Below are 26,750 nucleotides of genomic sequence, written 5' to 3'. Positions count from 1 at the left end.
ATCTGAATTCACTTTGCGAATTCAAAAAAATATAAATTTTCCAAAAATTATTCCATTGATTGTCAGCGCGATATAGAGTGAAGCATAATTTGAAAGTTGATGGTTTTCTTGCTGACTTATTGAATATTGGGGTTGGAATCTGTTATATTATCAATGACCCATTTTCCGTTCTCTAATATACAATCAAACCTTGAACCTGTGTAGAAGAATATCTCTTGTGGAGTTGGTAAAAGTTTAGCCATTTGATCACTTTTTGAGAGCATCATTACATAGGCGATAAAATTAGGGTCTCGCAAAACTTCTTTATAAACTGATGCAGCTTCTTCGCCAAAACTGGAACCGAGCGTATCGTCTATTATCTGCGTCATTTGATATCCTGCTAATCGCTTCTGAGAATTATCGTACTCGTCGTGAAGTTTATATAGTTCGCTTAGATCGTAATTTTTTACACACATCCAATGAAAAACTGTAACACCGATGGATTGGTATTTGTACGTAAAATCATCAATTGCAATGTCTGCCTTCGGATTTTTAGACAGGGGCGTGTTAATTGATTCCCGGCCAATCATTTTTGATATGTCTTTGCTTGTATCGTAAAGGGGGATTTTTACTTGAAAGCTGTTTTCAAAATACTCACGATTTCCTTTCCAAATGTTTTGGACTTTATACCTGTTCGACAATAACTCCCATGCATCGGCAAATTGTTTACTATCAATCGCTGCAAAAAAAGAGTGTATCAATGTTTCAATCAATTTGAATTCAACAATCTCATCTGGATTGGTGACTAAAATATCATTGAATAAGTCAGGAAAATGTTTGTTTTTGAATTGGTCGTAAAGTATTTCAGCATACTTTTTTGATCTGCTTGTTTCAGGCAGATGTTTGTATATCTCTGGATCAAAGTCAGGGGGAAAATCAATCCCTATAAATTTAAGAGCTTTATAAAAAGATCGGTTGTTTACGCTCTCTGTTTCTGGATTAGCTTTTTCGATATTGTATTTTCTGTCGTAGAAATATTGATGATTTTTTACATCGAACTCCTTCACAGAAATGAATTCTGCTTCGAACTGATCAGTTTTAGATCTTTTGAATTTTCGCGACCAAATATCACCAGATAATATTTCTTCTTCCGATACAAGCCTACCCCCTTCTTCTTTAACTTTTTCTACAAATTTTTCTAATAGCAGGGAATAAAACTTTAAATAGACTTCTGATGGAATACGCATCACATGTTAGTTAACATGCCAATTTAATAAAAAAAATATTATTCCGGTTTAACTGCCGGATTATTCGTTGAAGCGGCGGGTTGAGCACCTTTGTTCAATAATTTTGTCATTTCAAGCTTTAAATAGCTGTAATTTGAAAACAATTGTTCAACATTTTGTACTGCTATTTTAGGCTTATGAGGAAGCACCGTATTCCCGCTTATATCCTTATATATAGCCTCTGCAACGCTATCGCTTAAATGAGTCAATGCATCAAGGTAACCTCGCAACCTTTCAGGCCCGTAGTCATTCAAATATTTTTCGAGAGTGCTGACATTAAGCCGATCTTCTGGCTTGCTGTTTTCATACAGCTCGCTGTTGTCGGAAAAATCTTCATTAACTGACATTCTTAATCTCCTTCAATAGCGCTATTTACCATATTGAATACCCGGGGTCAAGGCCGAAATGGTTAACAGGCACGCCTATGCAGAGATAGGGAAGATGTCTTTGGAAATAGGGTGCTCGATTAGAAGCAAGTTACCATCAGTGTTAGGGTCTTGCACTTTGGCTTTGCCTTATAACGCTTTTATCTGTCAGTCGGCTCGACCGTGGCATTTATAACCGCTGGCCCGCCAACCACTCCCGCCGTCACATAGCGTTCTTCCTGCACAACGATACTGTCCGGTTTACCCTGGGCGAATTCCAGAAACAGGCCATGAAGCCTATAGCCTTCCAACGTAACCTTGTCGGATGTAAAACGCAGGATCAGGGCATTCAGCGGGTCTTGCAACAGAAACTCCACTTTCACCAAATACAGATAATAAAAGATCATTTGCCGTCCTTCGTGCAAAAACAAGGTCAGGCAATGGGCAAGCTGTCTTTCGACCAGTGGCCGCGTCGGGTCGTTTTCAATCAACTGCTGAAATGTCTTGTTAGAATACAGGTTTCGGGGCATGGGGCTTTGCAGGTTTTATGGATGGCAGGTGGTTTGTTTCGGTTTTCAGGGATCGCAGGGCTGCTTGTTCCATATGCGCCAGCCGCTCCCCAATGGGTGGCATAAGCTCATCTCCGCCGACCAGTTCAAGGGCCGATTGCCTGTGTCCGCTTTGCGTGACCTGTTCCAGCAATGCTGACTTGGAATCAGTGTATATATGTACCATGTCGCGCGCGCGTGACACGGATACATAGAATTGCTCACGGCTTCCGGCGGGGTCGGTGAATGATCCCTGCGAAATAAAAACCTCATCGACGGTTTTGCCCTGCGAGGCATGTGAGGTCGTTGTGTAGCCGTACCGGATATGCCCGAATTCAGGGGCAAGGCGGTACATGGTCTTGCTGGACGGATTGATGAATGTGACGCTGTTATCATCCCCAATCGAATGCACTTGCATTGACTGGCCGTTATTCAGCCGCTTGCCGTCAAGGTCAAACGCATTCTTGGTGATGGCAACGCTGTCGCCTACAGCAAGTGCAATGTCGGATTTCTGGTACAGGCTGAACTGATGGGCTTTATCCAATGGCAGGGCAAGCCTGCCTGTTGGCCCTGAAAGCATAACGGCATTGCATGTCACCTCATCCACCGTCCACAGGCTTCCGCGCCTTGCACCGGAAACATTTTGGCTGAATTGTACCACCATGCCGGACTGGTACTGGCGCGGATCGGCTTTCTCGGCCTCGGTATGGTTCAGCGCAATATATCTGGTGATGGTTGTTTCCTTTGCGCCGATGCTTCCAGCCTCTTTCAAGGCTTCTCGGATTTTGGCGGCGATGGCTTCTCCCTGTTTATGCGTAGGGGAAATGACAAGGGCCGTCTTACCCCTGTTCACGGCGGCCATATAATCAGCGACCAGTTGCTTATGCGGTTCGAGGGGATCAATTTCCTGAATGGCCCCGAATGTATCCAGCAACTCAAACCCTGCTTTGACACTCCCTGCAGCCAGGTCAGACACGGCCTTTCGATAGGCTTCATGACGCTGGCGGTATATTTTGTTGACCTCTGCCACTTTGATTCCTGCAACGGTATTCAATATTCTAAGCCCGTCACCTCTTGTTACTGCGCTGTGCTGGCGCGTATCGCCAATCAGGATCAGACGGGCATCATGATCGATGACCAGTTGCAGCAATGCCGACAAGTCTTTCACTCCTAACAGTCCGGCTTCATCCACGATCAAGCACCCGTTCTTTAGCTTGTTCTGCATATCGGGATCGATCAGCAGCCTTGCCACCGTGTCCGCTTCGGCAAAACCTTCTTCCCGCAATACGGATCGTGCGGCATTGGCGGTCGGGGCAACCATCACCGGATCGATCCCCGTCTGCCGGATAAGGGAAACTATTTCCTTTGTTAACGTGGTTTTGCCTGTGCCTGCCCCGCCGCGAATGATGGTCACCCTGTCCGTACAGGTCAAAGTATGGGTCAAGGCTGCGGCCTGATCGCCTTCAACAGTCAAAGGCGGGATCTCCGAATACAGGTGCGACACCATGCCCTTGCCCGCTTTTGCAAGGTCAACCATGCGCTTTTCTTCCTGCAACACATCATGTGTGGTACACATGAGTTTTTTGCCGTCCTGTATCTGGATGATCCGCTTATCATCCTGAAAGGCGTAGGTAATCGCTTCGATAGATGTGCCGGATCGGCCAATACTGTATTTATAGGCTTCGGCAAGGATGCGCCTGTCATGGGCGACCGATGCCCGTTCAAACTTTTGCAACAGCGCATGGTCAATGCAGTTTTGCGCTGTTACGGACAAAGCGGGATTTATCAGGTTACTTGTAAAGCCCGCCAATCCGTTCCCGCCGGAGTGTTCCAGTGCTGCAAGCTGTCTTTGCCAGTCCTGTTTCAGTTCAGCCAAAGACAGGCTTTTATTTTTCTTCTTGCGTGTCCGTTCGCCAAGTTTGTCAAGCTCGAAATCGTTCGTGATGTTGTTTTCTTTGGCAATGCGGTTGATGTCCCGGGTGCGTTTGGAAAACAGGGCAATGACCTGATCCGGGATGTTCTCGATTTCAAAGGCATTGCGAGTTTTGCGGATGCCGTAACCCAATGCCATCAGGCGGTCCGATAGCCGTTTGAAAAACCGCTCCTGATAATAGGGCATGTCGCGTTTGATGTCCTGAAACTGCCCGGCTTTGTATACCTGTTCCTCTTCATCCCATGTCACATTGAAGGTGGTGCAATGCGCATGCAATAACGGATCGGGGGCCGTTTCATCGTCCTGCGGCCTTGCCGTGAAATGAATAAAGTCAGCATATAAAATCTCACCCGTGCGGCGGTTATCGTTCTGGCCGGATTTGCGGACACGTGTTTGCATGTCGCTTTCAATATCGGCCATCGTTTCCCGAACGCTATCCTGAAAAGCCGACAGGATGCGGTCGTCGCCATAAACGGAAAAAGCGATTGAAACCGATTTTGGGCAATGGAAATTGATATCGTAATAGACAGTGCGGTTTTCGGTGGTGCGTGGTGTTAACGGTTGATTGGTGGCCGGGTTCATGTTCCAGCAGAGCGCATGAAACAATTCCTTCGTCGCCGGGCCGGCCATTCCCAAACGGTTTGCAACCTTACCCTGAAATTGGCCGATGCATTCCTGATCGTTGATGTAATAATCGGCGCGCGATAATGCGTCACTGAAATATTTTTCAGCCTGTTCGGCTGAGGTACATTGAACCATACGGATCATGCGTAGGCATACTTCCAAAAAAGAATTGAAGCGCATAAAAAGGCAACGCCCCTTGCGAGGCGTTGCAAGTTGAGGACTACACATGAATTATGATGGGGTACAGCCGGGCGGTTTTTTCTTTAAAAACCTTGAAAGGATCGTGTCATCTTCTGTGATGCAATCACGGGAACGCGCAGCACTTGCGTACACGCTAATCGGGTATTTTGCTTCAAAATGCAGATCACGTTCGACGCCAAGACCCCATCGGGTTTTGACGCTGGAAATTTCATCAAGGCTGACATAGCCAAGCTCTGGAAATCCCATCCCGAGATCGCATAGACCGAATGCAAGGTCAGGTTCTTCGGGATCAAGCTCGGTAATCAGCCAGGTACAGCCTGTGCCGGGCATAAACAATTTGATGACTGGATAATGGTCTTTTCCTCGGTTTTGGCCGTTCTTGATAAGCTGCTCATATTGGGCTTGCGTATAGAGTTTCATTGTATTTCCTTTCTTGTGGGGTTGATAGTGACAAGGAGGGATCAGCCGAAAGGTCAGCGACCATCCGGCAAAAATTTTGGTTGGGCGGGGAAGCGGAAAGCGCGGCGAAAATTTTTGTTGGAAGCAAGGGAGCGTTTTCGGCACACTCCCTTGTCCATCAATCAAGTTTCATCAAGAAAGAAAAATGAGAATCGCTACGCATCAAACACGATTACTGTCAGCTTGCAGGCTCACAAAGACCGAGTTTAACTTGATGCCATGCGTTCACGTCTTTGTAAGGCGCGTACATGTAATTCATGGGCTGGTGTTGCAGGCCGTCTTCAGTTTTGAAAAATGCGTCAAGTGATGCAGTCGCGTCTTTCCCGGCCATGTCGTTATCCATCCAGGAATAGGCAACTTTATAGCCATAACCTTTGATGTACCCTGTGGCTTTATCCATGCAGGAAACCGAATTCAGGATAATAGCATCATCCCGCAATGCTTTGCCTTTGTTGATTGTAACGACAGTCAGGTAGTCCATTGACCCTTCAAACAGGTGAATACCACCTTCCGGTTTTTTACCCCGGATGAACGTTACGTCCTTTGGCTTGATACATCCCTTGAAAAACGGATTGCGCAACTCATACCCGCCTTCTTCGTTTTTGAAGGACAGCGTGTAAAAATGCTTTCCGCTTTCGTTGTTGTAAATCAGGGCCTGTTGCATGTATTTCTTGCCTACGGACAACGGAATGCCGCGCGACGCCAGATATTCAATCAAGCGCGGGCGCTCGATCGCTGTAACTTTTGTCAACGACAAACAGCTTTCATTGTTTGAGTAGTCTTTATCTTCCTGAATAGGCTTAATGGAAGGTGCCAAACCTGACATGTTTTCCAGCCAGCGCAGGGCATCCGAAACGGTATAGTCCTGCTCAGGGTTCAGATACTTCATGATATTTAAGGCAAGATTGATGATATTGCCGCCTTGTTTATCGCCGTGGTCGTACCACTCATTATTGATGGGGTGAACATCAAAACTTGCGGTTCTTTCGTCTCGGTAAGGTGACAGGTATCGCACCTTATGCTTGCGGACTTTGACGGGCTTGTGACCGAGTTTCGTCAACAGATCAATAATAGATATGGATTTAGCTTGTTCGCAGTTCATGCAAAACTCCTAGAAAAAATAAATTGTAAGGAAAAGGGATTAGGCGCGACTTTTCATTAGTGGCAAATCCAAATGATAATCGAGATTGGATTTCCAGTAGTAAACGCGGCCATCTTTTTCCTTGAATGATTTCAGGTGTGGGTGCCTGCCGATGGATCGCCAAACTTCCAGTGTACCAACAGTGCTATCAATATGATCTGCTGACTCCTGTGTGTTCATTTGTATATCTTCTATCCACTGCCCGTTTACTTCTCTTACGACCTTTTTACTCATGGTTCTCCACATTCAAAAAATACTTCTGAAAGATTTCAGAATTGGTGGAGTGTAATAATAGAAAAAAATCTGTTTTTGGAGATTGGCTGTGCGCGTTAAGCCCTAATCATACTGATGTACTCGTGATCTTTTTTTATTTCACCAACAAAGTTTCTTCTGAAACTTATTATTTGCCCGAATGGGAAAACGACACATTAATAATATTACCGTAATGAAATTTTATTTTGAATTGGTTGGTAACTGCGAATCATTTCAGCGAATCCCAATGATCGCGCTTAATGATCTCGCATTTTTCACACCTTAAAAAACAGATGTGTCATTTTACCTGCCCTTTCATCTTTGATTAGCAGGAGCAATAATGCCTACAGTTCAGGAAATTGAACATGCAATGAAAATCGCGGCGAAAGTTGTTGCATTATATGGGGACACTTATATTCCAACTTTTGATCGCCTCTATCAGGAATTTAAAAAAGCTAAAAGCCAGGAATCTAAAAAGATGCAAGCGTTAAAAATAGCAATGGAATATCGGCCACGTTAAATAATGCTTGTATTAAACTACACGCCTGATACAATCAGTTCGAGAAGGCTTGTTGTCACCCACCAATGGAACCCAAAAATTAAACTTTTTGAGTTTATGGCGATAAGTTCCTCAAAGAAGTCAACCACTTAGATGGGCAGCTTTTTCGGACAGTTATCTCTTCGCCCGCTCCAATTAAAACCACTCTCCCTTAATTGTAGCGTTAATTAAGACCTTAACACACAAGCAAATTTTCCATGTGCTTGCGGTTGCGAACTATAGTTCTGTCCGAATCTGTCACCCAATCTGTCACCCACAGAGGCACCCACGGACATGGATTACCTGTTAAGTCGCAAAGGCAACTACTACTATAATCGCAGAGTACCCAAAACCTTTAAAAAATACGATCCACGCAGTAGGGTCCGCATTTCCCTCAACACGGATAGCAGAAGGCTTGCTCGTCAATTGGCAGTTGAAAAGAATGCGCAACTCGAAGCCTACTGGATTTCATTACTACATACAGGGGAGAAGCATAACGAATCGAAATACAAGGCTCTCGTTGATCGTGCTCAGATATTAGGCTTCACGTATTGTCACAATTCTCTGTTGGCCCTGCAACCGCTGAAAGAAATTGTTTCCCGTTATCAGTTTCTCGAACAGCAAAAACTCAATGAAAAACACGTCGAGGCGGTTCTTGGCAGCGAAGAAAAGCCACTTATCAGGCTTGAAGATATTTTGCCTAAATTTTATGAACTATCAAAAGAAAAGCTGATTGATAAATCTCCCGATCAGATCAGAAAATGGAAAAATCCGCGAGCATTGGCATTAAAGAATTTTATTAATTGCATTGGCAACAAAGTACTGACTGAATTAACACGTCTCGATATTGTAGCATTTAAAAACTGGTGGATTGATCTCATCGATAATGAAAACTACGTTTCCAATACCGCCAATAAACAGCTTGTGAATGTCAAGACCATTGTTACCACTGTCGCGGATCATTATAACCTTGACATCAATGCTGAACATATTTTCAAAAAATTGGAGATCAAAAGGGATGATGCAAGAAAACGTCCACCCTTTTCGACGCAATTTATTCTTGATAGGTTGTTAGTTCCCGAAAATCTGAAAGGGTTGAATGTACAGGCCAGGAACGCACTTTATGCGTTTTCCGAAACGGGCGCTTGCATTGCTGAACTGGTTGGACTACTGCCTGAAGATATTCGCCTGAACGCTGAAATCCCACATATTGTTATTGTATCACGCAAATACACCTCACAAAAAACCAAATATCGCCGCCGGGAAATCCCGCTGGTCGGCTTTGCTCTTGATGCGTTCAAAGAGTGCCCTAATGGGTTTACCGACTATGTGGGCAAACCTGATACCCTTTCGGCAACCCTGAATAGCTACCTAAGAGGCAACAACCTATTCCCAACCGAAGATCATACAGTTTATTCCCTTCGCCATAGCTTTCAGGATCGTCTATTGGCTTCCAAAGCTCTTGATCGCGAACAGGCTGATTTGATGGGTCACAAGTTTGAACGTCCGGATTATGGTGTAGGGGTAACGCTTGCTCAAAAACTGGAATGCCTGGAGAAAATTAGAATCAAAAGCGAATAAGTTTGCAAGGGCCTTGAACTTTCTATGGAGAAGGTGTCAGAAGCTTATTCTCGTCAGTGAGCTTAATCCTTGAATATTTGGAAAAGGCCTCTGGATATTTATTGACTCCAGTTGTCAAAATTATTTGAAACTCAGAATCTACATGATTTTTTGTTATATCACTAATTTTTGATAAGGCATTCAATAGGTTTTCGCTGTCTACTCCTGCCGTTTCAGGTGTATCTATTAATAAGAGCTTTGGATATTTTACTTCGCTTTCATCAAGTGAAAGCTTAAGTAAAGTAAAGAAGTACATCATCCTAATGGCAACAGACGAACTAGCCTCTTTGTAAACACCCTCATCGATTACTGGCATATAATCATCATATGCGATTTTAGCACTACGACAATTCGCAAGTGTATTAACCATTAAATCGTTATAAGTGGTATTAAATAGGTCAACCTTTGTTTTAATATCAGCACTCGCCTGACCCTCTAGTATTCTAACTGAATCACGTAGGCTTTCGAACTGAGAATTTACAGTATTAAAGCGGGTTTGAAGGAGTTCTCTCTTTTGTTCAACATCAATTTGGCCGTTTAGTGTGTTTACTTCACTCCTCAATGAAAGAATAAGATCATCTGCTTCTTTTAATTCCTGATTAGTACTGCTGAATTGATAATCCTTTATCCAATTAGAAAGCTGATTTTGATATTCTTCAATGTTTGAATTTAAGTCCTCAATTTCTTTACCTAACACTCCCGCTTGCTCTTGGCAAGCGGCGATTGCTAGGTCGATTGTTTCAACGGATTTCTGCTTTGACTTTAAGATATCTGTATATTCATCGCTGCTATAGAAAAAACGTTCATATTCTTCCTCATTTATATCTTGACCACAAACACAGTGTCCCTCTTTTCTATCAACTTCACGAAGACAATATGGACAGGTGTCAGCGGAAAATAGGCTTAGTTTCTCATGGGAGTGTATAATCTTACTAATTTGAGTGGTTTCTAAGATCACACTTTCCCTTAATCTTCTTAGTTTGGTTAGCTCTTCCACAATTTCATTATAGCCTCTGTTTTTTTCAACAATCTTTAACTCATCCAAAACGATCTGAGACTTAAGTTCATTTATCTGACCATAGAATTGCCCCTTTGGCTGCTGTTGTTCCCTAAGGCCATCGCGGTATATCATTAATTTTTCCAGTTGGTCCAATTTTTCTTGCTTTGCCTTATTTAAAAACACTAAGTTTAAATCTTCTTCTTTTGTTGTCCATTTGGTCGATGCGATATATTCTTCAAGAATACCTTTCGCAATATTTTTCTCCTTCTCTTTTTCTTTAAACTTAGCAAGAGTGGAATAGTACTTTGAGTACGTTTTGCCAACTAGGAGTTCAAAAATTATTTTTCGAATTTGCTCAGAGTCGGAGATAAAATTTTCTGAATCCGCTGGTTTATAAATTTTCTTCGGATTAAGTTCTTGGTTGTAATAAATTAGGCGCAATAAATCCTTGAAATTGATTATTGAGTTATGTGTGCCTTGAAACACTTCAATTGGCTCAATGCCCAGTGAAGCTAGAATCCAATCTGAGAAAATTTCCTTTTCATTTTTGGAACGATGGATCGGAAATACCTTTCCTGGGCCGTCGCTTGAAAAAACGGTTATATCGTTGCTATTGATATATCTTGTAAAAGTGTAAGGAGTATCATTCAACAATACATCTAGCGCGACAAAATTATTTTTATCCTGTGTGATTTCTCTGTGGGTCTCTCGATTGCTTGACGAAAATTCTTCAACTTTTCCACTCAAACCAAAGTAAATAAGATTCATGAAGGTAGATTTACCATTGCCATTTTTACCTTCAATAATGTTCAATCCTCCCGTAAATTCAGGAGATTCAAAGTTAAATTTCTCGCCGGTATATTTTACCTTTTTTATAAAGAGCTTGCCCATCTTTTAATTCCATGATTGTCAAACATTCGTATTAATAAGTTTTCAAGGGTTAGTTGCGTTATTCTCTGGATCGATGAATTAAATACTTTCAGGTTGGCCAACTCAAGTTTGAAAAGCTCTTTATTAAAAAACTGATTCTTCAAAAGAGCTTCATTTAGACAAACGTTAACTGTATCTTTTCCTTGCTCTCGTTGTAACAAAATTAATCCCTTTTTCTCTAACGTAAACAATAGCCTTATGATTTGGTTTAAACGCAGCAATCCATCCGCATAAGCTCTCGTTAGCTGTTCGCGGTCTATTGAGTTAATAATGATTTCTTTTTTGCAAATCGTTTGAACAAGATTGCGAGATGCAATTACATCAATCATGAATGCAAGCTTTCTATAGTCCTTGAACACCTTCTTTCCGCATACACAATCTAGCCCATATAAAATAACTAAAATATTATACGACAGAAAATAAAAATCATCTCCCTTGGAGAACATGATTTTCTTTTTTATGGTAAGATCATTGTTCATTATTAGTCCAAAGCTAGAAAGCAACTGTCAAATAATTCTAGGACAATACCCTCTATTACAGTGTCACTACTGAAGGAATATTTGAAGTCCAATGATACTGTTTGAATGTGTTTCCTTGCTACGTCAAACAATAAATTAAATACCTTCATCACTTCATCGGAACTGTTTAAGTTTTCAACTTTGATGTTTTTTAGATATTCAAGTAAAGCTTCTTCGCATTTATCAAATATTCTATAGCGTAATGAAAGAAAGCTTTTATCTGCTGTATTAGCGTCCTGCAAAACTCTGCTCATTGCGGTGCGCCTAACTAGCTGTTTTTTTCTGGCTGTATCAAATGACGCACAAACAGCCTGAATTTTATCAGGCAAGTTCCTTTTATCGGTTGGAGATGGTAATTTTGACCATAATTCATAAACTGGATCATCTTTTTTGGTCTGGATTTGTCCTCCGCCAACTTGATAAAAAATCAATTTTATATCTGAGGTGTTCACAAACCTTCCCAAAAGATCGGGAATACACTGTCTTTCATCCAACAGATCAAGCAAATTTCTTAATATCGTTTCTTCGGTACCAGATAAAGCAGTAACACTATAGTATTTACAATCCTTGATTTTCTGAATCACTTGTTTTTGGAGTTCCTCCTCGTCGATCTCTTCGAATTTCCAATCAATTGATTTTAGAAACGTCTTCCAGTCTTCGTCGGTAAATGCTTCTAAATTTTTAATATTCCCTTGACCTTTTTTACCAGAGTTTTGTTTTTTATATTCGGATAATATTAAAGCCTTTACGCAGGGTAAAAGATTTGGATGATCAAGTTCGTAATTCTTCAGCAATTCAAGAATTGATTTATCCGGCAGTTCGATGCCGAGCGATTTAATTTCGGTAGTTTTATATTCCTTTCCTACTTTGCGAGTGGTATAAAAGCCGAGGAAAACTTCTTTGCTCTTTACAATATATTCCACCCAAAGATCGCAAAAGCCCACCATAGTATTTAGAACCGGTGCGCTATTAAAGGTAAAGGTCGTGGCCTCGTCAAAATTTTTGTTTTGCTCTAAATAGTCAGAACTTTTCGATGCGTCCTTTATGAAGACATCATCTTTATGTTCGACGGCCGCATAAATATGCGGGTTTTCTGCATTTTTGATCGCATCAAGAACTAGAGAAACACATCTGAGCCGTTGAAGCCTAGGCCCTTTGGCCTTATCTCCTGCTTCTCTATTGATCGTTTCTTCAATTATCATTTCTATATTAGGGTAAGATGGGGGGTTAACATCAAAATACCATATAATAATTAAATTAAATAGCCTTATTTAAAGCATTTTATCACACTTCATCTCTCGCCTTGTCTTAAATATTATTAATTGACTCGATGATTTTCGATCTGCTTGAAAGCGGCCTTTGTCCCGGAATTTCTGTTTGGTGGTGCCCAATAATTTAATGTAGCCTGACTCATTCCAGGCAAATAACCTGCATTATTATCGAATATAATAAAAGCTCGTGATCCTTACATTAGTTTGTTAGACCTATGTTAGACCCAAATAAAAAAGCAGCTATGAATTACTTCATAACTGCTTGGTTGTCTTGTGGTGTGGGGCGGGATCGAACCGCCGACACAAGGATTTTCAGTCCTTTGCTCTACCGACTGAGCTACCGCACCTTTTTCAAATTTTCCACCCAGGTGGCGAAATCGGGCTGCAAAAATAGGGGATATTCCATTAAAAACTGAAAAAAGTTGTAAAAGAATTCCCGTTTTCCCCCAAATTATTTTACAAAAAAAGCATCCACCACCTGGCGGATGCTATCGGCTTATTCATTATTCATGCCCTTATTGCAGTCTCTTTATATCAATTCTTTCTAATAATAGCTCTTATACCACATCCACCGGAACCTTTCTCTTAACGGTGGTATCGGGGTTCAATTCCAGAATTAACTGTTTAATTTCAGGTATTGGTACCGTAACAGGCTCTTCCACGCCTTTCCCGGGTGCGTTTTGTTTAATCGTTTCAGGAGCAATTTCTTGTTGGGGAACAGTCGTCTCAGCAGGCTCGTTTTCAGTTAATAGATCTGATGCTGCCGCTTTTTCAAAAAGAGGATCTTCGATCCAATGACTGTCATCTAATGTATTTGAAGTGGAATTGCTGTCGGCAATTGACCGCGAAGTGGTTTTTTCTACATTTTCTGAACCCAATGGTGAAGCCGTATTGTTCGCCTGGGTAAAGGATAATAATTTGCTAACCTCACTCTTTTTGATCATTACGCCATACACTCCCGCCAGCACCAGGCACGACATGCCCATGAGTACAATGGTTTTCATTAGGATTAAATTTAGCGTTTAGGGGGTTAAATAAAATCTCTGACATTTAAACGTAAATCTGTAGTGTAAAGTATTAACAAGTAACTAAATGCACCTGTTATTTCGATTAAATGTCTTTATTGTTCGATGAATGTTTGCTATAATCGGTTTGGCTATAAAAAAATGTATGCTCGCTTTTAAACGGGCATACATTCCAATATGATTTTTAAGCTGCAATTACATGCCGTACTGGGCCAGGAACTTGATTCGCATGATCTTTACCTGCTCCCAGGTGAAATTATGCTCAGACAATTCTTCCAACGCCACCTGCAGCGACGAAGTTTCACATCCTTTAAAATATTCTATAATTTCTTCCTGCTCATTTTCGTCAAGCATTTCTGCAATGGCATAATCAAGGTTGAGCTTGGTGCCGCTGGCTGCAATGGTTTCCATTTCTTCCAGCATTTCATCCATCCGCCAACCTTTGTTTTTGGCTATAACTTCAAGTGGTATTTTTTTATCTGTCTGCTGAATAATGTACACTTTATTGCCGCTCTTGTTCACCACGCTTTTCATCACGAAATCATCGGGGCGAACAATATTGTTTTCCTCAACGTAACGTTTTACCAGTTCAATAAAAGGTTTGCCATAACGAATGGCTTTCCCTTTGCTTACACCCTGGCATTTCTCCAATTCTTCCAGCGTAGTAGGATACAAAGTGGCCATATCCTGCAGGGATGTTTCCAGGAAGATCACAAATGGCGGCAGTGATTTTTTCTTGGCTTCTTTCTGGCGCAGTTCCTTCAGCATTTCAAACAGCTTTTCATCGGCTGCGGCGCCAGTAGCTGCTTCTGATCCTTCATCATCATCTGCATTGGCCTCTTCATACAAATTGTTCAAGACGATCTTGAACGATTTGGGCTTTTTGCTGAATGCATCACCAGCCTTGGTGAGCTTTAATACGCCATAATCTTCAATATCCTTGCTCAACAGGCCTTCCAGCAACATTTGCCTGATCAATGAATTCCAGTAATGGTCTGGCTGATCCTTTCCTATACCGAATTCCGCAATGCCTTCATGACGGTACATGGCAATATTGGGCGTTAAACGACCAATTATAATATTAACCACATAATCAGATGCAAAACGTTCGTCGAGTGCTTTTATCACCTTTAATGCCTTCACCACGTTATCCTTCGCTTCTACCTGCTCTTTAGGATGTAAGCAATTATCGCATTCTCCGCAATTCTTTTCAGTATACTCTTCACCGAAATAACTCATCAGGATCTTGCGACGGCACACCCCGCTTTCGGCGTAAGCTACTGTTTCACTAATGAGTTGGGCGCCTACTTCGCGTTCGCTGAGCGGCTTATCCCGCATCAAATGCTCAAGCTTCGATACATCTTTATGTGAATAGTATAAAACACATTTTCCTTCCAGTCCATCACGGCCGGCACGGCCTGTTTCCTGGTAATAATTTTCAATGCTTTTAGGAATGTTAAAGTGAATTACGAACCGGATATCCGGTTTGTCGATACCCATTCCAAAAGCTATGGTTGCAACAATAACCTGTACGTCTTCATTCAGGAACAGATCCTGTCTTTCTGCGCGCAGCTTGCTGTCGAGACCGGCATGATAAGCAACCGCTTTAATGCCATTGGCCATCAGCATGTCGGCCAGCTCTTCAGTGGTCTTACGATTTAATGTATAAATGATGCCGCTCTTGCCTTTCATTTGAACAATGAAACGCACGATGTTTTTGATCGTTTGATCTTTCTTGATCTTGGGCTGTATTTCGTAATACAGGTTAGGACGGTTGAAAGAAGATATGAAGATCTCTGGTTCTTTTAATCCCAGGTTCTTGATAATATCACTTTGCACTTTTGGTGTAGCGGTAGCCGTTAACGCAATCACCGGAATGTCTGGATTGATTTGCGTCATCATCTCACGCAATCTTCTGTATTCAGGGCGGAAATCATGTCCCCATTCTGAAATACAATGCGCTTCGTCAACTGCAAAAAAAGAAAGCTTCAGATCTGAGAAGAACTCCAGGTTCTCCTGTTTGGTCAACGTTTCAGGAGCCACATACAACATCTTGGTGCGTCCGCTGAGAAGGTCATCGTGCACTTCGCGAATTTCCTTTTTTGTTAAAGTAGAGTTAAGAAAGTGCGCTACATCATCTTTGCTGCTGTAACTGCGTACCAGGTCAACCTGGTTTTTCATAAGCGCAATAAGCGGACTAATAATAATAGCCACGCCATCGCTGATGATTGCCGGCAGTTGATAGCACAAACTTTTTCCACCGCCTGTAGGTTTAATTACAAACGTGTCTTTACCTGCTAATAAACTTTTGATGATGGCTTCCTGGTTGCCTTTAAAAGAGTCGAATCCAAATTCTTCCTGGAGAGATTGATGTAAAGAAGTACTGGAAATAGTAGAAGAAGATTCAGTACTTTTTTTCTTTGCTACTGTAGTGTCTTTCTGAAGTTTTGCCGTTTTTGACGGTGTTTTTTTTGATGTGGTTGACATTGCTCAAAGTGTTTCCTTCGCACAGATTGTTTCAGAAAATATTTATTGCTCAGCCTGACTATTGCCGCATATCACGACAATAATTTAATGGTATTTAGATGCCCTTTAGCGAATCGTTAGATCAGTTTGAATGGGTTTAAATCAGGCCGTTAGGATAAGAATGTAACTGGCATTACGTAAAGGGATGCGAATTTAATTCATTTTTGTTGTTATGCCAACCTTTTAATTGTCAAATCCTCATATTTAAAAACGTACTTAAGTGATGTTCAACCTGTATTTTTGATGCCTTATTAATAAGATACTACACCTGATTTACTTATAAACAGTGTAACTTAACAAAAGCGAATCATTGTTGTTTGTATAAGCATCTGATAGCTAATGCATCGCGAAGCAGTGATCCTATGGATACGAAAAATTACGAAGGATGCCTTCCTTTGTTGTTTTAAAACCGGATGTTTACTGTTGCAAAATGCATAATGCTTTGTGCAATTAACATTTTCAAGTAGGTTTGCGCCTTAATATGTCAACTGTGTCTGCCATTGATATTAAGTCTGTTGCGCTTCGAACCATAGGGTTGGAAGCGGAGGCTATTGCATCGTTACAAACCATGGTGAACGATGATTTTGAGAAGGCTGTTAAAGCAATTTATGATACAAAGGGTCGGGTGGTTATTAGTGGCATCGGTAAAAGCGCGTTGATCGCCCAGAAACTGGTTGCTACTTTAAATTCTACCGGCACACCAGCTATCTTTTTACATGCGGCTGATGCTATTCATGGCGATCTGGGTATGGTTCAACAGAACGATGTGGTGATGATCATTAGCAAAAGCGGCGAAAGTCCCGAAATAAAAGTATTGGTGCCGCTGGTTAGAAATTTCGGAAATACTTTGATCGGCATGGTTGGTAATATGGGTTCGTTCCTGGCCCGCCAGTCGAATATTGTTTTAAACACCACGGTGTCGCAGGAAGCCTGCCCCAATAACCTGGCGCCTACCTCCAGTACAACAGCCCAGTTGGTAATGGGCGATGCCATTGCGGTAAGCCTGATGGAGCTAAGAGGTTTTACCTCTGAAGACTTTGCCCGGTTCCACCCTGGTGGTACCCTTGGAAAGAAATTATACCTGCGTGTATCCGACCTGTATGTAAATAACGAAAAGCCCCAGGTTTCCCCATCGGCTTCATTAAAAGAAGTAATTGTTGAAATATCTAAAAAACGGATGGGAACAACAGCCGTTACAGATGAAAACAACCGGCTGCTGGGAATTATTACCGATGGTGATTTGCGGCGAATGCTTGAAAAGAACATTCCTTTAGACAGTGTTACCGCCAAAGAAATCATGACGGCTAATCCGAAAACCATTACAGCCGATGCGCTGGCTGTAGAAGCACTTGATCGTTTGCGAAAGTTTGACATCAATCAATTGGTTGTTGTGACAAATGATTCGGTATATGTTGGTTTCATTCATTTGCACGACCTTATCAGGGAAGGGCTCATTTAGTTGTTTTAATAAAATCAACAAGATTGTAACTTTATCAACTAATAATGTTGCCATTTTTTCGTTTTCACGGAAATTGCATCATTAACCAGTAAACCTATCAACATTTTAGGCTTAGCCGAAGGACAACTTTACAAAAAATGAACAAACATAATTACGTAGCAATAATGGCGGGTGGAATAGGCAGTCGTTTCTGGCCTATGAGCCGTACCAATTACCCAAAGCAGTTTCTGGATATATTGAATACCGGTAAAACACTCATACAGGCTACGTATGATCGATTTGCTGCTTTTATCCCGGCCGAAAATATTTATGTTGTTACCTCCAACGAGTATATAAATATTGTTAAGAAGCAGTTGCCCCAATTGCCTTTGCAAAATATTCTGGGCGAACCTTCCCGCAAAAATACCGCGCCCTGCATTGCCTATATTTCATATAAACTGAACCAGCTCGACCCGCAGGCTTCGTTGATTATTGCACCATCTGATCACCTGATCCTTGACCCGGTTGCCTTCAATAAAGTTTGCTTTGAAGCGCTGAGTTTTGTTGGCAAGCACAATGCGCTTATAACGCTTGGAATAAAACCTACCTACCCTAATACCGGTTATGGTTATATACAATATGAACAACAGGCGGTGAGCGACAATGTATTTAAGGTAAAGACCTTCACCGAAAAGCCAAATCTTGAATTGGCCAAGACCTTTATAGCCAGCGGCGAATTTTTATGGAATGCCGGCATATTTGTATGGCAGGTTAAAAATATTATCTACGCATTCGAAAAATACCTGCCCGAAATGTACGATGTGTTTGAAGCGGAAAAAGCACACTTCAATACCGTACAGGAAGGCCCGGCTTTACAACGCATCTATCCCCTTTGCACGAATATTTCTATCGATTTCGGCATAATGGAAAAGGCCGATAACGTATACGTCATCCCATCTTCATTTGGCTGGAGCGACCTGGGTAGCTGGAACAGCGCCTGGGAAAACCTCGAAAAAGATTACATGCATAATGCCTCCGGTGGCGGCAATGTTATTGTATTCGACACACACCATTGTATGATCCAAACACCCGAAAACAAGCTCGTGGTGTTGCAGGGAATGGAAGACTTTATTGTAGTTGATACCAACGATGTACTGCTGATCTGCAAAAGAGAAAAAGAACAGGATATTAAGGAATATGTAGCTGAAGTGAAAAGGAACAAGGGAGATAAATTCCTTTAAAAATAAAGTGTTAATTTGAGAATTTGAAAATGTTGGGTTGCATTTTCAAATTTGCACAACTTGTCCCGGCATTGTTGGGATTTTCAAATTTTCAAATTACTATGGTTACACTCAATAACATTCTTTTTCTTGATATTGAAACGGTGCCGCAATACGATTGCTACGACAAAATGCCGCCCGAGTGGAAAGCCCTGTGGGATTTGAAAGCCGCTTATTTAATCCGGAACAAAGAAGAAGAAACGGTAGAAACCATTTATAACCGCGCCGGCATATATTCCGAGTTTGGTAAAATTGTATGCATTACCTGTGGTATTATTCAAGGGTACAATCCAACCAAAAAACTCATATTAAAGTCTTTTTGCGGCGACGATGAAAAAGAGGTGTTGCTGCAGTTTGCAGAAATGCTGAAACGCTGGGCAACAGATGCCAATAAATGCTTATGTGCACATAATGGAAAAGAATTTGATTTTCCTTTCCTGTGCAGGCGAATGGTCATACATAATATTCCGCTACCCACCATTCTGAATACCCGTGGTAAAAAGCCCTGGGAAATAAATCACCTCGATACAATGGACCTTTGGCGCTTTGGTGATTACAAAACGTATACCTCACTGAACCTGCTGGCCTGTACCCTGGGCATTCCCACCCCAAAAGATGACATTGACGGCAGCATGGTATGGGAAGTATATTGGAAAGAAAAGAATTTAGAACGTATTGTTTGTTATTGCCAGAAAGATGTAATTACTGTAGCCCAGGTATATTTGCGAATGACGGGTGAAGAATTGATTGCTGCGGATAATATTGAGATCAAACCATAAAGAAAGAACCTGGTAATATATGGATATTGAATCACTTCGCAACTATTGCTTATCGAAACCGGCGGTAGAAGAAACCTTTCCTTTTGGACCAGAAACCCTGGTATACAAAGTGGGCGGGAAGATATTTCTAATTTGTTCTTTGGATTCTGAAGAATTCCGGTTTAACGTAAAATGCGATCCCGAAAAAGCCATCGAATTGCGGGAACGGTACGACTGCGTTCAACCCGGTTATCACATGAATAAAAAACATTGGAATACCATTGTGGTTGACGGAACGGTTTCCAACTCCATGCTAAAAGAATGGATAAACGATTCTTATGATTTGATCGTGGAAAGCCTGCCGGCAAAAACGCGGGAAAAGATCAAAGGGAAAAAATAGGAAGTAAGAGGTGGCCCGGTGGTCGGATTTAAGAATTCAGAAATATGATGCAGGATTTCAATTAAGAATATTATCTGGGTTCAGCTTAATCTTACGCGAAGCCGAAAAGTTTTAATTTTTTGTCTTCATCATTTTCAAATTTTCAAATTGAGTAATCTTCAAATTAAATCCAAATTACCCGACGTAGGCACTACTATTTTTACGGTGATGAGCGCCCTCGCTACCGAACACAAGGCGGTAAATCTGGGCCAGGGATTCCCTGATTTTCCCATGAGCGCAGAACTCACCGAACTGGTGAATGAAGCCATGCGCAACGGGTTCAACCAATATTCACCCATGCCGGGCTGGATGCCGTTGCGGGAAGCCATTGCAGAAAAAATTGAATTTTTATACAACACAAGGGTTAATCCCTATACGGAAATAACCATTACCCCTGGCGGTACGTATGCCATTTACACCGCCCTGACGGCGGTATTACAACCGGGCGATGAAGTGATTGTTTTTGAACCGGGGTACGATAGCTACATTCCCAATATAATTGTGAATGGTGCTGTGCCGGTGCGCATCAATTTGCAGTTTCCTGAATATAAGATCAATTGGGAAGAAGTACGTCAGAAGATCACGCCCAAAACAAGGGTTCTCCTGCTTAACTCGCCACATAACCCTACCGGTGCTGTTTTGGGTGAAGAAGATATTCAACAATTGCGCAACCTGGTGCAGCAAACAAATATTATCATCGTATCTGATGAAGTATATGAGCATATTATTTTTGATAATATAAAACACCAGTCCATTTTAAGGTACCCCGATCTGGCGCAACGAAGTTTTGTATGTTTTTCATTCGGAAAAGTATACCATTGCACTGGTTGGAAGTTGGGTTACTGCGTGGCGCCCGATGCCTTTACCCGGGAGTTTCGAAAAGTGCACCAGTTCAATTGCTTTAGCTGTCATACCCCTTCGCAGGTAGCCATCGCTACTTTCCTGCGAAACAAAGATTCATATTTAACGCTTGCCCCCTTTCTTCAAAAAAAGCGCGACTACTTTTTACAACTGATGAAAAATACCCGGTTTACCATGCTGGATAGTAAGGGTAGTTATTTCATTTGCGCCCAATATGATCGCATCAGCGATGAAAGTGATAAGGATTTTGCCATTCGCATCACCAGGGAGTTTGGGGTGGCCGTTATTCCTGTTTCGGCCTTCTACCTGAATGGCACCGATAACAAGGTGGTTCGTTTTTGTTTTGGCAAGAAAGAGGAAACCCTGGCGTTGGCGGCTGAACGGTTATCACGCATTTAAAATAATTGCGGGTGGTTCATCGATGAACCTCCTTTTGTGAGCCGTTTGCCAACTGGTGGAAGACCCACCTTATGAAGTTTCTTTCTGTTGCTTAATTTAGCTATATGATCACGCTGATACCCATGCTTCCCGAACATGCCAACCCGGTACTGGAGATTTATGGCCATGGAATTGCCTCTGGAATGGCCACTTTCGAAACAAAGGCGCCCGATTGGATTGGGTTTAACAACAAATACCTCCCGCATTCAAGGATCATTGCAATTGATAATATTGAACCTGTAGGCTGGGCGGCCTTAACGCCCGTATCAGCAAGGGAATGCTATAACGGCGTGGCGGAAGTGAGTGTTTATGTTCATCAACAACACCAGCGAAAAGGCATTGGACGATTGTTGTTGGAAGAATTGATCCGGGTCAGTGAACAGAACGGCATTTGGTCGTTGTTAAGCGTGATCCATGAAGAGAACAGGGCCAGTATTCACCTGCATGAACAATGTGGTTTCCGCTATATTGGTTATCGCGAACGCATCGCGCAACTGGATGGCATCTGGCGAACAACTGTCATGTTGGAAAAGCGAAGCAAAACTGTAGGCCAATAGGAATATTCTCCCGATTAAAATTCATACCTCATTATATCTGCGTTTAATCTTCGCTTTCTATTGAAGGTTGTTAATGCAACTATTTAAGATTTCTATAACAAACCTTTTAGGCCATTTGGCGTCATATATACATGCATGTTGCAGATGAATTACCCGGTTTGTTAGTGGCTCGTTAAGGGAGTCGTTGGTGAAGGCAAAGCAAGGCAATACACATTATATTTACTATACAACTGAAAAATGCAATTATAATAAAGCATCAAGGAATTATTAGGACGGTTTATTTTTCATGGATTGGACAAAATAGAAGGGGCTCTTTCGCGAGCCCTTTTTTATTGCTGATTTTGAGATTTAGTGATTTTGTGATTTCTTATAGTCGAGCACTCCGCAAATCCCGATTTTTGCAATTCAAATCTCAAAATCTTTATAAGCTATTTCAACAACTGGTAAGCAATTAAACTCATGATGTATGCCAACCCGGTCATATATACCAGTTGTATTAGCGCCCACTTCCAGGTACGCGTTTCACGTTTTACAATAGCCAACGTGCTCATACATTGCATGGCAAAGGCATAGAAGATCATTAAAGAAATTCCTGTGGCCAGGCTGTATACTTTCGTTCCATCTGGTCGAACGGCGGCATTCATTTTTTCCATCAACGTATTTTCATCGGCATCATCACCGCCTTCAACACTATACAGGGTGGCCATGGTTCCCACAAATACTTCGCGGGCAGCAAAAGAGGTAATGAGGGCGATGCCTATTTTCCAGTCGTAACCCAAAGGTTGTATCACCGGTTCAATACTACGGCCCAATAAACCGGCGTAGGAGTTTTGTAAAAGCTCGGTATTTTTTAAACGGTTCAACTCGGCTTCCTGTTCGGGGTGTTGTTTTATTTGCTGCTCATAACGCGCGGCTACACTTCTCATTTTCTCTTTAGGACCATAAGTGCTCAAGGCCCATAAGATCAAACTAATGACCATGATCACCTTACCGGCGTCAAATACAAAGATCTTTGCCTTGTTGACCATGGTGATCAACACATTCTTCCAGCGCGGCGCCCGGTATACCGGAAGCTCCAATATGAAAAAACTTTTCTCTTTTATATTAATAAAGAAACGGGCAATGTAAGACACAAACATCGACATGATGGGCCCCAGTAAATATAAACCCATCATCACCAGACCCTGCAATCCCAAAAAGCCCGCAAACATTGTTTTTGGAATAACCAGCCCGATCAGGATCGTGTACACCGGCAGTCGGGCGCTGCAACTCATTAAAGGGGTAACCAGTATAGTTAGTAATCTTTCTTTTTTGTTTTCAATATTGCGGGCGCTCATAATGGCCGGTACGGCACAGGCAAACCCGCTGATCATAGGCATTACGCTCTTTCCGTTTAACCCTACTTTACGCATCAGCTTATCTGTTAAAAAACTAATGCGCGCCATATAACCGGTGTCTTCCAAAATGGTCACCAGCCCAAACAGGATCATGATCTGTGGTATAAACACAAGAATACCGCCTAACCCGGCCCAAATACCGTTGATGAGCAGATCGGCAAACCAGCCTGATGGCAATACATTCCCTAACCAACTGCTTATTTCACCAAACCCCCAATCGATTATATTCATTGGGTACTCTGCCAGCCAGAACACACTTTGAAATAACAGGAACAATACCGCCAGCAGAATAATATAACCCCAGCGCCGGTGCAGAAAGATGTTATCGAGCTTTTCGGTAAACAGGGTTTTTTTCAGCGGCGATGGCTCCGATACCGATTGTTTAAGAATGGAACCTATGCGTTGATATCGCTGCAGAATTTCTTCGGCCTGCGTCTTTGTATGGTTGAAATTATTAACCTGTTCAATCGATTCTATCTTTTCCTGCAAATGCCCATGCAGGGCAAATGATTCGTGGTTGATGAGGTAGTGAATGGCTTTGTAATCGCTTAGCTCGGGAAACAACTCCTTTACACTGCCAATAGCGGCAGGAGCAAGCGCTTCGTTATTGATAAAATCGCGTACGGGTGCTTTGTATAGCTCCAGCGCAGTTTGTTCAATGGCCTTTTTTAAAGGTTGAATGCCCTTGTTTTTGCGGGGATTGATGGGAATTACCGGCACGCCCAGTTCTCTTTCCAGTTCTGCCACGTCAATCTGGATGCCCTTATGGCGGGCGATATCCATCATGGTTAAACCCACCACCACGGGTATTTTGAGGTCGATTATTTGTGAAGCAAATAGCAGGTTGCGTTTCAGGTTGCTGGCATCGGCGATCAGCACTACCATTTCCGGTTCCACCACCTCTTTATCCTGCTGCATCAATACCCGGTAGGCCACCCACTCATCTTCGCGCCGGGGATATAAACTGTACGTACCAGGCAGGTCGATAATAGTAGCATTAAGCCCATCTGCCAGTTGGCAGGAGCCTACTTTTTTGTCAACCGTTACACCCGGAAAGTTGCCTACTTTCTGGTTCAGGCCGGTTAAAACATTGAACAGGGAGCTTTTGCCGCTGTTTGGATTTCCTACTAATGCAATATGTATCGTCTTCGCCATTACTAAAATACCCTTTTACGATAAGTAAAAAGGGTTTGAAAAAGAGTGCAAAAGTATCGATTTAAACCGGGCCGCTATTTACGATATAAGTAAATTATTGAAGCAAAAAGGTGAGCCCCCCGCTACAGGAGGGCTCACCTTCATATTTGATTTACTGTGATTTGTATTATTCCACTACCATCACAAACCCGTCATGAGCGCCGATAGTAACAGTTTCCTGCTTACCGGGCTTTACAACAATAATCTTTTGATCAATAAACGTGTCGCCTTTGCTGTTCAAAAGGTAAGTGGCTTTTTTCCCTTTGAAAGCGGAAAGGTTGAGCGCTAATGACTTTTCTTCCTTGGTTCCGTTTATGCCGGCGATATACCATTTGTTACCCGATTTACGGGCGAGCACCACATATTGACCAGGGAAGCCATCGATGAATTTTACATCATCCCAACCAGTGGGCAACTTGCGCAGGAAATCTTTTACAAATCCCGGCATATGGGCCATGCCTTCAGGAATTTCTACAAAATGCTGCGAACCGGATAAGAACAATACCGATAAGGCCAGCTCAAACGATGGGGTAGTTTGCCGTTCTATTCTCGGGATCTTATAAAGACACATGGGCGTGAAATCCATGGGGTCGAAGGCATTGCGGGTAAACGGCAGCATGGCGGCATGCGTAGGTTCCTGATTGGCATCTTTCTGATCAAAGGTGATATATTCGAAACCCTTAATGGCCTCTGCGCTCATTAAATTAGGCCAGGTACGCTGCCAGCCACGAGGCAGGGTAGCGCCATGAAAATTCACCATCAATCTGTGAGCGGAGGCATCTTTTAAAATGTCGAGATAATACCGGATAAACGATTGTCCGTCGCCGCCAAAGAAATCGATCTTGGTGCCGGCTACCCCCATTTTTTCAAGGCGACTGAATTCTTTTTCCCGGGCTTCGTGCGTAAGCAATTTGTCGCGCGGATGGTAAGGCGTGTTATTCCAGCTTCCGGCCGAATTATACCACAGCCAAATGCCTACCTTTTTTTGTTTGGCATAATTGATCAGTAACTGCATGCTGTCATAACCGATCTTGGTATCCCAATCGGCATCAATCAGGCAATACTGCCAGTTCATATCGGCCGCATAGTCTATAAAGCGTTTCTGTACGGAATAAATGGTAGAGTCATCTTTCAACAACGCCCAGCTCCAGGACGATTTACCTGCTTTGGCAAATGAAAAGTTTTGTGTGGATGCAGGCCTGGCGAGGTCGGTACCCAGCGTAGATTCTATAATAGTGGCCAGGCTGCCAATGGTAACAATGCGCCAGGGTGAGTACCAGGGCAGGGTAGATTGAGGTTTTAAACCACCGCCGGGGATCACTTCCCGTGCATCGGGGAAGGCAATATGATAATTGGTGTTGGCCGGATCGTTGTTCAGCTTCGTGGCGCAATAGCTGCCATCCATATCAGCTTCTGTGATCAGCAGCCAATGGCCAGCCGATTGAAACAATGCAGGGTATACCCAGCCCGCTTTCAACGGCGAAGGCGTTCCTGCCGCTATTCCTTTCTCATAAAACTCTTCATAGCAGGGATTAACCTGTTGCCAACCGGTTTTGGCTACGCTCATGGGCTGCAGCCAGCCTTTGGCGGTTGCGGGCAAGTGGAAAGAAGTAAACTCGGTATCTACCTTTTTAGGTTCGGTAGCGGCGCCGGGGAAATAATAGCGAAAAGCTACGCCGTCGTTGGAAACCTGCCAGATGATATCTATCAATGCACCGGCTGCATTTTTATAATGAACCACCCGGCGGTTGGCTGTATATGTATTGTTCTGGCGCTTGCCGGTAACCAGGCGATAATTGTCTTTAACCACTGAAACTGGAGACAACCCGGTTTGTGTAAGTGTTTTGGAGAAATCGGCATCGGCGCGAACAAGGCCCAGTTGCGAAGGCTCCAGCACTACGCTGCCTTTATATTGAACCGAATATGACGGTTGTCCCAACGCATCAAGGCGGCTGGTAACCTGAATTAATTTATTAGGACTGGAAATAGTAACCGCGGGTGATTGGGCGAAAGAGATATTACAAACAATAAGAGCGGCCAGGCATAAAGCGACCAATTTATTCATAGATGGCGTTTCGTTAGATAAAATAATTGGGTAACCGGGGCATGAAGGTAATAAATGTACTGATGACGTTATATAGGCTGGTAGGGATTTTATTTGGTTTTATACTA

The 26,750-nt window shown here is 42.6% G+C and carries 22 protein-coding genes and 1 tRNA gene; 8 read left to right on the top strand and 15 right to left on the bottom strand.

Annotated features, from left to right (window positions below; genetic code table 11):
- Positions 1 to 116: 116 nt before the first annotated feature.
- From FAM09_RS07125 to FAM09_RS07095, 7 genes are all read right to left on the bottom strand, one after another.
- Positions 117 to 1,226: a hypothetical protein gene (locus tag FAM09_RS07125; RefSeq protein ID WP_136576351.1), complete on the bottom strand. Its 1,110-nt coding sequence runs from the start codon at positions 1,224 to 1,226 to the stop codon at positions 117 to 119.
- A 38-nt stretch (positions 1,227 to 1,264) separates the two neighbouring features.
- On the bottom strand, positions 1,265 to 1,612 hold the full coding sequence (locus tag FAM09_RS07120; protein ID WP_136576350.1) for a hypothetical protein: 348 nt from the start codon (positions 1,610 to 1,612) through the stop codon (positions 1,265 to 1,267).
- 179 nt (positions 1,613 to 1,791) lie between these two features.
- Positions 1,792 to 2,160 (bottom strand): hypothetical protein, encoded by a 369-nt coding sequence (locus FAM09_RS07115; protein ID WP_136576349.1) that lies wholly within the window; start codon positions 2,158 to 2,160, stop codon positions 1,792 to 1,794.
- Positions 2,138 to 4,879: a MobF family relaxase gene (gene mobF / locus FAM09_RS07110; protein WP_136576348.1), complete on the bottom strand. Its 2,742-nt coding sequence runs from the start codon at positions 4,877 to 4,879 to the stop codon at positions 2,138 to 2,140. The genes FAM09_RS07115 and mobF overlap by 23 nt, the downstream gene beginning before the upstream one ends.
- Before the next feature lie 87 nt (positions 4,880 to 4,966).
- Positions 4,967 to 5,356 (bottom strand): DUF2958 domain-containing protein, encoded by a 390-nt coding sequence (locus tag FAM09_RS07105; RefSeq protein WP_136576549.1) that lies wholly within the window; start codon positions 5,354 to 5,356, stop codon positions 4,967 to 4,969.
- Positions 5,357 to 5,573: 217 nt separating this feature from the next.
- Positions 5,574 to 6,497: a toprim domain-containing protein gene (locus FAM09_RS07100; RefSeq protein WP_136576347.1), complete on the bottom strand. Its 924-nt coding sequence runs from the start codon at positions 6,495 to 6,497 to the stop codon at positions 5,574 to 5,576.
- A 39-nt stretch (positions 6,498 to 6,536) separates the two neighbouring features.
- Entirely contained in the window at positions 6,537 to 6,770 is a 234-nt protein-coding gene (locus FAM09_RS07095) for a hypothetical protein (RefSeq protein WP_136576346.1), read from the bottom strand.
- 388 nt (positions 6,771 to 7,158) lie between these two features.
- Between FAM09_RS07095 and FAM09_RS30645 the strand changes: the two genes are divergently transcribed.
- Positions 7,159 to 7,308, top strand: a complete 150-nt coding sequence (locus FAM09_RS30645) for a hypothetical protein (RefSeq protein ID WP_153825443.1) — start codon at positions 7,159 to 7,161, stop codon at positions 7,306 to 7,308.
- A gap of 312 nt (positions 7,309 to 7,620) precedes the next feature.
- Complete coding sequence (locus tag FAM09_RS07090; RefSeq protein ID WP_136576345.1) at positions 7,621 to 8,907, top strand: DUF6538 domain-containing protein; 1,287 nt, start codon at positions 7,621 to 7,623, stop codon at positions 8,905 to 8,907.
- A 22-nt stretch (positions 8,908 to 8,929) separates the two neighbouring features.
- Here the strand turns inward: FAM09_RS07090 and FAM09_RS07085 are convergent, their stop codons facing one another.
- The 6 genes from FAM09_RS07085 to recQ form a co-directional block, all read right to left on the bottom strand.
- Complete coding sequence (locus FAM09_RS07085) at positions 8,930 to 10,837, bottom strand: ATP-binding protein (protein ID WP_136576344.1); 1,908 nt, start codon at positions 10,835 to 10,837, stop codon at positions 8,930 to 8,932.
- Positions 10,819 to 11,205: a hypothetical protein gene (locus tag FAM09_RS07080; RefSeq protein WP_136576343.1), complete on the bottom strand. Its 387-nt coding sequence runs from the start codon at positions 11,203 to 11,205 to the stop codon at positions 10,819 to 10,821. Before FAM09_RS07080 ends, FAM09_RS07085 begins: the two co-directional genes overlap by 19 nt.
- Positions 11,206 to 11,357: 152 nt before the next feature.
- Entirely contained in the window at positions 11,358 to 12,596 is a 1,239-nt protein-coding gene (locus FAM09_RS07075; protein WP_136576342.1) for a hypothetical protein, read from the bottom strand.
- Between the two features lie 343 nt (positions 12,597 to 12,939).
- Positions 12,940 to 13,012: transfer RNA gene (locus FAM09_RS07070), tRNA-Phe, on the bottom strand.
- A gap of 210 nt (positions 13,013 to 13,222) precedes the next feature.
- Positions 13,223 to 13,669: a hypothetical protein gene (locus tag FAM09_RS07065; RefSeq protein ID WP_136576341.1), complete on the bottom strand. Its 447-nt coding sequence runs from the start codon at positions 13,667 to 13,669 to the stop codon at positions 13,223 to 13,225.
- 216 nt (positions 13,670 to 13,885) lie between these two features.
- The gene (gene recQ / locus FAM09_RS07060; protein ID WP_208025489.1) at positions 13,886 to 16,177 is read right to left on the bottom strand and encodes a DNA helicase RecQ; all 2,292 of its coding nucleotides are present in this window, start codon (positions 16,175 to 16,177) and stop codon (positions 13,886 to 13,888) included.
- Between the two features lie 520 nt (positions 16,178 to 16,697).
- Between recQ and FAM09_RS07055 the strand changes: the two genes are divergently transcribed.
- The 6 genes from FAM09_RS07055 (at position 16,698) to FAM09_RS07030 (ending at position 21,987) form a co-directional block, all read left to right on the top strand.
- On the top strand, positions 16,698 to 17,675 hold the full coding sequence (locus tag FAM09_RS07055; RefSeq protein ID WP_136576340.1) for a KpsF/GutQ family sugar-phosphate isomerase: 978 nt from the start codon (positions 16,698 to 16,700) through the stop codon (positions 17,673 to 17,675).
- 137 nt (positions 17,676 to 17,812) lie between these two features.
- Entirely contained in the window at positions 17,813 to 18,895 is a 1,083-nt protein-coding gene (locus tag FAM09_RS07050; protein ID WP_136576339.1) for a mannose-1-phosphate guanylyltransferase, read from the top strand.
- Positions 18,896 to 18,996: 101 nt separating this feature from the next.
- Entirely contained in the window at positions 18,997 to 19,713 is a 717-nt protein-coding gene (locus tag FAM09_RS07045) for a 3'-5' exonuclease (protein ID WP_136576338.1), read from the top strand.
- Positions 19,714 to 19,732: 19 nt separating this feature from the next.
- Positions 19,733 to 20,092, top strand: coding sequence for an MmcQ/YjbR family DNA-binding protein (locus tag FAM09_RS07040; RefSeq protein WP_136576337.1), 360 nt, complete (start codon positions 19,733 to 19,735; stop codon positions 20,090 to 20,092).
- 147 nt (positions 20,093 to 20,239) lie between these two features.
- Positions 20,240 to 21,391, top strand: a complete 1,152-nt coding sequence (locus FAM09_RS07035; protein WP_136576336.1) for a methionine aminotransferase — start codon at positions 20,240 to 20,242, stop codon at positions 21,389 to 21,391.
- 104 nt (positions 21,392 to 21,495) lie between these two features.
- Complete coding sequence (locus tag FAM09_RS07030; RefSeq protein ID WP_136576335.1) at positions 21,496 to 21,987, top strand: GNAT family N-acetyltransferase; 492 nt, start codon at positions 21,496 to 21,498, stop codon at positions 21,985 to 21,987.
- A gap of 428 nt (positions 21,988 to 22,415) precedes the next feature.
- On the opposite strand, the gene feoB is transcribed toward FAM09_RS07030, so the two are convergent.
- On the bottom strand, positions 22,416 to 24,539 hold the full coding sequence (gene feoB, locus FAM09_RS07025; protein WP_136576334.1) for a ferrous iron transport protein B: 2,124 nt from the start codon (positions 24,537 to 24,539) through the stop codon (positions 22,416 to 22,418).
- 166 nt (positions 24,540 to 24,705) lie between these two features.
- Positions 24,706 to 26,643: a glycoside hydrolase family 97 protein gene (locus FAM09_RS07020; RefSeq protein WP_136576333.1), complete on the bottom strand. Its 1,938-nt coding sequence runs from the start codon at positions 26,641 to 26,643 to the stop codon at positions 24,706 to 24,708.
- Positions 26,644 to 26,750: the final 107 nt, after the last annotated feature.

Origin of the sequence: Niastella caeni (assembly GCF_004834005.1) — a bacterium.
Classification (GTDB): domain Bacteria; phylum Bacteroidota; class Bacteroidia; order Chitinophagales; family Chitinophagaceae; genus Niastella; species Niastella caeni.
The sequence above is the reverse complement of the archived record's forward strand: the minus strand, read 5'-3'. Positions and strand labels throughout refer to the sequence as shown.